At 70.3% G+C, this 7,787-nt stretch carries 10 protein-coding genes; 4 read left to right on the top strand and 6 right to left on the bottom strand.

The genetic code is table 11. The annotated features are described in order from the left end of the window. A partial coding sequence (locus tag ACXAID_RS25855; protein ID WP_475025035.1) for a DUF4328 domain-containing protein occupies positions 1-817 on the top strand: 817 nt, incomplete at its 5' end. 4 nt (positions 818-821) lie between these two features. After that, a complete protein-coding gene (locus ACXAID_RS25850; protein WP_475025034.1) occupies positions 822-1,643 on the top strand; it encodes a glycerophosphodiester phosphodiesterase in 822 nt (273 codons plus the stop codon). Between the two features lie 11 nt (positions 1,644-1,654). Here the strand turns inward: ACXAID_RS25850 and ACXAID_RS25845 are convergent, their stop codons facing one another. The 4 genes from ACXAID_RS25845 to ACXAID_RS25830 all read right to left on the bottom strand — a co-directional run bounded on the left by ACXAID_RS25845 (position 1,655) and on the right by ACXAID_RS25830 (position 5,352). Continuing rightward, positions 1,655-2,209, bottom strand: coding sequence for a ferritin (locus ACXAID_RS25845; protein ID WP_475025033.1), 555 nt, complete (start codon positions 2,207-2,209; stop codon positions 1,655-1,657). A 126-nt stretch (positions 2,210-2,335) separates the two neighbouring features. Then, positions 2,336-3,682 (bottom strand): LCP family protein, encoded by a 1,347-nt coding sequence (locus ACXAID_RS25840; RefSeq protein ID WP_475025032.1) that lies wholly within the window; start codon positions 3,680-3,682, stop codon positions 2,336-2,338. A gap of 35 nt (positions 3,683-3,717) precedes the next feature. After that, positions 3,718-4,485: a CPBP family intramembrane glutamic endopeptidase gene (locus ACXAID_RS25835; RefSeq protein WP_475025031.1), complete on the bottom strand. Its 768-nt coding sequence runs from the start codon at positions 4,483-4,485 to the stop codon at positions 3,718-3,720. 30 nt (positions 4,486-4,515) lie between these two features. After that, complete coding sequence (locus tag ACXAID_RS25830) at positions 4,516-5,352, bottom strand: DUF2470 domain-containing protein (protein ID WP_475025030.1); 837 nt, start codon at positions 5,350-5,352, stop codon at positions 4,516-4,518. A 112-nt stretch (positions 5,353-5,464) separates the two neighbouring features. On the opposite strand from ACXAID_RS25830, the gene pheA reads away from it, so the two are divergent. Continuing rightward, entirely contained in the window at positions 5,465-6,397 is a 933-nt protein-coding gene (gene pheA / locus ACXAID_RS25825; RefSeq protein WP_475025029.1) for a prephenate dehydratase, read from the top strand. Beyond that, entirely contained in the window at positions 6,394-7,098 is a 705-nt protein-coding gene (locus ACXAID_RS25820; RefSeq protein WP_421459209.1) for a histidine phosphatase family protein, read from the top strand. The genes pheA and ACXAID_RS25820 overlap by 4 nt, the downstream gene beginning before the upstream one ends. Here ACXAID_RS25820 and ACXAID_RS25815 read toward each other — a convergent pair. Both ACXAID_RS25815 and ACXAID_RS25810 read right to left on the bottom strand, forming a co-directional pair. After that, positions 7,078-7,284: a hypothetical protein gene (locus ACXAID_RS25815; protein WP_421459208.1), complete on the bottom strand. Its 207-nt coding sequence runs from the start codon at positions 7,282-7,284 to the stop codon at positions 7,078-7,080. The genes ACXAID_RS25820 and ACXAID_RS25815 overlap by 21 nt on opposite strands. A gap of 45 nt (positions 7,285-7,329) precedes the next feature. Further along, complete coding sequence (locus tag ACXAID_RS25810) at positions 7,330-7,668, bottom strand: metallopeptidase family protein (protein ID WP_475025028.1); 339 nt, start codon at positions 7,666-7,668, stop codon at positions 7,330-7,332. Between the last annotated feature and the right edge of the window lie 119 nt (positions 7,669-7,787).

Genomic DNA, 7,787 nt, shown 5'->3' with positions numbered 1-7,787 from the left:
GCGCCACTCCGGGCGCCGGCCGCTCGGCCCGACGCCGCGCTACCACACCATTCCGCGGTGGGGCCTGGTCGAACACTTCGCCGCCCCCGAACAGGATCAGCAGCCGGTGCGGTCCGGACCGTCGGCCGCGGCGGTCCGGACCACCCTGGTGGCCACCATGGCGGTGCTCGGCGCGGCGGCCTTCGTGCATCTGGTGCGTTACGTGCTGTTGATCGTCAACCGTGGCATGCTGCTCAACCCGTGGCTTGCCGCGGCCGCGACCTGGGGCGGGGTGCTGGTCAGCGTGTTGGCCGTATTCATGGTCGTGGCGAGCGCGGTGTTGTTGACCAATTGGCTGATCGCCCGTCGTGCCGCCGCGTTCAGCCACTACGGACAGCAGGAGCCGCGGTCTCGCTGGGCGCTGGCGACGGGCTGTCTGATCCCGGTGTTCAACCTGGCCTGGGCCCCGGTCTTCGTCATCGAGCTGGCCGGTGTGGAAGCGCGGCTGAAATGGTTGCGCCGGCCGATCGTGGTCTGGTGGCTGGTGTGGATCGCCGCGACCGTGCTCTCGGGTTTCTCGATCGCGACCAGCTTCACCACCGATGCCCAGGGGATTGCCGACAACACGGTGACGACCATCGTCGCCTACCTGTTCGGACTCGGCGCTGCGCTGCTGGCGCTGCAGGTGTTCGTCGGGTTCGAACGCCAGCCGGTGGAGAAGCCCACCAGGCGCTGGGTGATGGTGGCCGCCGACGCGCAGGACTCCGCGCCGCAGAGCACGAAGAACAGCCGACCCGCGCGTGCGGTTGAGCCCGAAGGCCAAGACCCGGCAGCATAGCGGTATGAGCTCGGGCGGAACGTTCGACAACCATCCGTTCGTGGTAGCGCACCGCGGCGCTTCCGCGGACTCTCCCGAACACACCCGCGCGGCCTACGAGCGCGCGCTCGCCGAAGGCGCCGACGGCGTCGAGTGCGACGTCCGGCTGACCAGGGACGGCCACCTGGTGTGCGTGCACGACCGCCGGCTGGACCGCACGTCGACCGGTTCCGGGCTGGTCAGCGAGATGACCTTGGCCGAGCTCCGCGACTTCGACTACGGCTCGTGGCACCCGAGCTGGCGGCCGGACGGCAGCCATGGTGACACCGGACTGCTCACCCTCGACGACCTGGTGTCGCTGGTGCTGGACTGGAACCGTCCGGTCAAGATGTTCATCGAGACCAAGCATCCGGTGCGCTACGGCGCCCTGGTCGAGAGCAAGGTGCTGGCCCTGTTGCACCGGTACGGGATCGCCTCCCCACCCTCGGCCGACCTGTCCCGGGCGGTGGTGATGTCGTTCAGCGCGGCAGCGGTGTGGCGGATCCGTCGGGCGGCGCCGCTGCTGCCCACCGTGCTGTTGGGTGAGACGTCGCGCTACCTGGGCGGTGGGGCAGCGACCACCGTGGGAGCGACCGCTGTCGGGCCCTCGATCTCGACGCTGCGCGAACACCCCGAGCTGGTGGACCGTGCCGCGGCGCAGGGCCGCGCGTTGTACTGCTGGACCGTCGATCACTACGAGGACGTGCAGTACTGCAGCGACCTCGGGGTGGCCTGGATCGCGACGAACCACCCGGGCCGCACCAAGACCTGGCTGCAGAACGGCCTGACCGGAGCCGGCCGGGACTGACTCCCGCCGGCCTACAGTGCTCCGCCGGCGGCCTTGGGTGCACCGGGATCGCCGGTCGGCACCGGGACCTCGCGGGCGACGAAGTCCTCGAGATGGAACAGGTCGCTTCCGGCCCGGTCGGCGATACGGACCAGGGTGGTCATCATCGCGACCTCTTCCACCTGCTCCTTGAGGAACCACTGCATGAACTGCTCGCCCAGGTAGTCCCCTTCGTCACGGGCCGTCGCGGCCAGCCGGCCGACCTGCTCGGTGACTGCCCGCTCGAGGTTCAGCGCCAGCGTGAGCGCTTCCCGCGGCGACTCGAAGGCGTTCTGCACCGGGTCGACCGGTGGGATCTCGGCGGGCAGATCGCGATCGATCAGGTACTGCACGAGCATCAGGGCGTGGTTGCGTTCCTCGACGGACTGCCGATAGAACAGCGCGGCCAGCTGGGGTAGGTCCTCGCTGTCGAAATAGACCGCGACGGCCAAGTACTGCTGCGCTGCATTCAGTTCGCTGCGAACCTGGTCGTGGAGCAGGCCGTGAAACTTGGTGTCGAGCGCGTGGGTAAAGTTTTCTGTTGCCATTGCAAAAGAATATCCCTGTTCAGGGCTTAATTTCCACGAAGGCAAGCCTAATGCAGGGCAGCGTTGCCTAAGTGGGGGCAGTTAGTGTGACGCGCCGCACAGGCGTTGCCAAGAATTTGCTGAGAATCAGGGCTGGCCGGCGTCGAGGACGTCTTGCGGCACTGCTGAGTCCGAGGCCAGCGCGGCGAAGAGCCGCTGCGCGGCCTCGCTGTCCCAGACCACGATCGAGCCCGAACTGTTGTCGGTGAACTCGCCGATCGGGACCGTGACCGTGGTCGGGTCGCCGCGAAGCGCCCAGCCCAGCCTGGCGAGATCCCAGATGTGATCGTGGTCGTCCACGGAGATCGTGTCGGCCGCGGCCCGGGCCATCGGGTACCAGCGCAGCGGGTTGAGCAGCACCGCGGGGCTGGCGGCGCGGTGGATCAACGCCGACATGAACGCCCGCTGATTGACCATGCGATCCAGGTCGGCCCTGGGGGTGGCGCGGGTCCGAACGAAACCCAACGCCTCGCGGCCGTCGAGGCGACCGCAGCCGGCCGGTAGGTCGATACCGGCGAGCGGGTCGTTGATGGGGTCGGGAAGGCACATGTCGACGCCGCCGACAGCGTCGACAAGCCCGGCGAACCCGCCGAAGCCGACCTCGGCGTAGTGGTCGATGCGCAGTCCGGTGGCCTGCTCGACGGTCTGGGCCAGCAGCTGAGGCCCGCCGACGGCGAAAGCGGTGTTGATCTTGTCGCTGCCGTAGTCGGGGATGTCCACATAGGAATCGCGGGGAATCGACACCATCACCGCAGTGGCGTCGGAGAACAGCGCCGGCAGGTGGATCAGCAGGATGGTGTCGGTGCGGCCGTCGCCGACCTCGCCGCCGGTAGCCAGTTCGGCCTGCTGGTCGACGGTCAGGTCACTGCGGCTGTCCGAGCCCACCAGCAGCCACGTCGTACCCGCCCCCTGGGCCGGCCGGCCGGCGTAGTCGGCGAGTGCCGGGACGCGGTGCAACGCGGAATCCATCCACAGGCCGGCTCCGACGAAGCCGACGGCGAGCAGCAGCAGGGCCGCCGCCAGCACGCGTGTCCACCGCCGGATCCGCCGCGGCTTGCGTCGGGCCCGCGGCGGTTGCGGTGGCGGTGGTGCGGGTCGCGCCGGTGTCGGTGGTGCGGGTCGCGCCGGTGGCGGCGGTGGTCGTCGCGGTGGGAACTGTTGCGGTGGGGGTGGTGGGCCGGATGGCGGGGGAGCAGGCCGCGGTGGCGGGCGCCGGGGTGGCGGCTGTCGCGGCGGGGGGTATTGCCCGGGTGGCGGTGGCCGGTGACCAGGCGGTGGGGGCGGCCGGTGACCAGGCGGTGGTGGGCGTTGCCCGGGTGGGGGTGCCGGCCGGTAGCTGGGGTCGCGACGAATCTCCTGCGGAGGCTCGCGGCGATCCGGAAAGCCGTCAGGGGGTCTGCGGAACCCCGGATACGGCGGCCGGTCGTCGGTCACAGCAAGAATGTACGCGCCCGGCGGGGCCGCAGGCGCTACTGAAGCCAGCCGAGGCGGCCTGCCAACAGCGAGTATCCGACGAATGCCACGGCGTCGATCAACGTGTGCGCGATGATCAGGGGCCACAGTCTGCCGGTGCGCTGCCAGGCGTACCCGAACACCAGGCCCATCGCGATGTTGCCCAGGCCCGCGCCGAAGCCCTGATAGAGGTGGTAGGCGCCGCGCAGCAGGCTCGAGACGGCCAGGGCGACCCAGGGGTTGACGCGCAACTGGCGCAGCCGGGTGAGCAGGAACCCGACGACGACGACCTCCTCGGCCCACCCGTTTCCGAAGGACAGCAGCAGCAGCATCGGGATGCGCCACCAGGTGTCGTTCAGCTCGGCCGGCTCGACTGCGGCGTTGGCCCCGAGAATCCGCGCGATCTGGTACAGCGCCAGACCGGGCACACCGATCAGGGTGGCCAGGCCGATGCCGCCGAGGACATCGCCGCGCCAGCGGATCCGGCCCAAACCGATCCGGGCCGGGCCGTCGCCGCTGCGCCACAGCAGATACACCGCCAGCGCGCCCCAGGCCAGCAGCTGGAACAGGCTGGCGAGGTTCAGCCCGAGGTCGATGAAGCCGAACGGCGACCGTTGCGGGTTGAGCGCCACGGTCTGCCCGGACAGCCCGAGCAGCACACTCTCGATGAGGCTGAGCAGCGCGCGGTAGGCGGACAGCGCGAAGGTGACCGCCAGGACGACCGTGATCTCGATGCGCAATGCGCGGCGCTGGGCATCGGTCAGCTCGTCAACGGGCTCGGTCACCGCAGCTACGGTAGCCGCACCCGCCCGGTGTCAGACGCCGCGTGCGCGCAGCCCGTTGAGGAAGGGGCATCCCATCAGGACCCGGATCGCCTGGCTGAGCCCGGTGACGTCGTCGACGGGGCGGGTGAACGGCAGCCGCACATCATGATCGCCGTTGTCGTCCTCGACCCGCAGCCGCACGCCGTAGCGGTCCAGGCCCAACGGCCGGACCCGGCCACGGCGAAGGGTGGACGGCAGTCGGGCGGCGAGTCGGTCCACCACATCGCGGTGCGCGGCATCCATGTGCTGCAGCCAGCATGACTCCATGGCGCAGAACGGATCCGGCCGTGCTCCGAGCAGCGCCTGCACCGGCACCGCCTCGGCGCCGGTCGAGTCGGCGACCACGACGGATTCGATCTCCAGGCGCAACAGCGTGTACCGGGTGTCCGGCTCGGAATCGGCCTCGGAATCGGCCTCGGAATCGGCCGTCGTCGCCGCGTCACTCGAGTTGACTTGCAGCAGTGCGGGGTTGGGGTCGGCACTGGCGACCACGTCGAGCAGGTCGGGTACCTCGGCGGCCGGGATGCCGTGCACTCTGCCCTGTATCCAGACCAGCGAGCGCACCGGTTCCCGCAGCGGGAGCGGTGCATAGTCGGTCAACTCGAGCACGGCCTGTACTCCGGTGGGGCCCGCCGCGGCGACCAACGCCGCCAGCCGCGCGTCCGCCGGCGCGGTGACGGCGAACGAGCCGTCGTCGAGCAGGTGGTGCACGGGGGTGGGGCAGGGGTCGCTTCCCGCCACGGCGAGCATTGCGCCGCCGGCCCGGGCGCATGCGCTGCGGATCCGCTCCGCGGTGGTGGGTGCCGAAGTCGGTGCTGGAGCCACCATGACGCCGCCTTTCATTGGTAAGGTGAGCCTTACTTAACTTGATGTGGCCGCGATGCGCAAGGCCTTCCTCGCAGCGGAACGGGATTACCACGGGAACCGATACGCTGGTGCGGTGCCCGGCATCGCGTATCTCGGCCCCGAAGGAACGTTCACCGAGGCGGCGCTGCGTGCGATCGAGACCCTCGGTCTGATCCCGCCCCCGCAGACCCCGGACGGCTCGGAGCTCAACGGTGTTCCCACCGACAGCACCCCCGCCGCGCTGGCGGCCGTGCGCGCCGGCGACGCCGACTACGCCGTCGTGCCGATCGAGAATTCGATCGACGGGTCGGTGTCGCCCACCCTCGACAGCCTCGCCGCGGGTGCGCCGCTGCAGATCTACGCCGAGTTGACCCTCGACGTCTCCTTCACCATCGCCGTTCCCCCCGGCGGGTCGGGCAGCGCCGTGCGCACCGTGGCCGCGTTCCCGGTCGCAGCCGCCCAGGTGAAGAACTGGCTGGCCGCACACCTGCCGGAAACTCGACTGGTACCCGCGAACTCGAACGCCGCCGCCGCCCAGGACGTCGCGGCCGGCCATGCCGACGCGGCCGTCACCACGGCCCTGGCCGCGCAGCGGTACGGGCTGGAGGCGTTGGCCGCCGACGTCGTTGACGAACCCAATGCGCGAACCCGCTTCGTGCTCGTCGGCCGGCCGGGCAAACCGCCGACGAGCACCGGCACCGACCGGACCTCGGTGGTGCTGCGGTTGGACAACGTTCCCGGCGCCCTGGTCGCGGCGATGACCGAGCTGGCCATCCGCGACATCGACCTCACCCGGATCGAATCCCGGCCGACCCGTACCGAGTTGGGCACCTATGTGTTCTTCCTCGACTTCGTCGGCCACATCGACGACGACTCGGTCGCCGAGGCGCTGCGGGCGCTGTACCGGCGCTGTGCCGACGTCCGCTACCTGGGCTCCTGGCCCACAGGTGAGGCCGTGGGCAGCGCACCGCCCGCGATGGACGACGCCGCCACCTGGCTCGAGGGGCTGCGGGAGGGACAGCGGTGAGCGGCAGGTTGGTGCTGGTGCGCCACGGCCAGTCGCACGGCAACGTGGCCCGGCGTCTCGACACCGTTCCGCCCGGGGCGGAACTCACCGACCTCGGCCGTGATCAGGCTCGCGGGTTCGCTCTCGGACTGGCCGAACCACCGGCGATGATCGTGCACTCGATCGCCACCCGGGCCGTGCAGACCGCCACCGAGATCAGTTCCGCGGCGGCGGCGGTGACCGTCACCGGGTTGTGCGAGTTCGAAGGCATCCACGAAGTCCATGTCGGAGACCTGGAGAACCGCAGTGACGAGGCAGCCCACGACGAGTTCAACGACGCCTACCGCCGGTGGCACCGCGGCGAGCTGGAGCTGAGGTTGCGCGGCGGGGAGAGCGGCGAACAGGTGTTGGAGCGGTATCTGCCGGTCGTCGAGCAACTGCGCCTGCGCTATCTCGACGACGCCGCCTGGCACGGCGACATCGTGGTGGTCAGTCACGGTGCGGCGATCCGGCTCGTCTCGGCGGTGCTGGCCGGCGTCGACGCCGAATTCGCGATCGACCACCACCTGGCGAACACCGAATCAGTGGTGCTGTCTCCCGTCACCGACGGGCGATGGAGCTGCCTGCGCTGGGGCAAGGCCACCCCGCCGTTCGAACCCGACCCCGCCGCGGTGACCGTGCAGGACGGCGGTACGTCGGGTTCAGCCGACCCGATGGGCTGAGTCGGCAACCGCCACGTCCAGCGCGCAGCTGCAGCCCACCGCGTCGCAGTCGAGGTGCAACGCGTGGGCGACCTCGGTCACGACGCAGTCCGGTTCGGTGCATTCCGGGCGACGGTACGGGTGGTGGATCAGCGCGCCGTGGCAGTGCTCCAGACCCGCCCGGCAGGCGCGGCACTGTTCGGTCATATCCCGTTCATAGCAGCCGCCGCCGACCGAATCGGGTTGCCGCGCTCAGGCCCAGCCGAGTTCGTGGAGGCGCTCGTCGTCGATGCCGAAGTGGTGGGCGATCTCGTGGATCACCGTGATAGCCACCTCCTCGACCACCTGCTGCTCGTCGTCGCAGATATCCAGCAGCGCGTCGCGATAGATGCTGATGGTGTCGGGCAGCGACCCGGCGTAGAACGAGTCGCGCTCGGTCAGCGCCACCCCCTCGTAGAGGCCCAACAGGTCGGGCTCCTCGGCGTTGCGATCGGCGACCAGGACGACCACGTTGTCGATCGCCGAGGCCAGCTGCGGCGGCAACAGGTCGAGCGCATCGCCGACCAGCTCTTCGAACCGTTGCGGGCTCATCCGCACGGTCACCGGGCTAGACGCCCGGCGGCGGTGGCGGCAGGGGTTCCGCCGGCGGTGGCGGCAGCGGTTCCGCGGGCGGTGGAGGTGGTGGCGGCAACAGGCCGGGCGGCGGTGGC

This window comes from Mycobacterium sp. ABE4_509 (genome assembly GCF_056160785.1).
The sequence above is the reverse complement of the archived record's forward strand: the minus strand, read 5'-3'. Positions and strand labels throughout refer to the sequence as shown.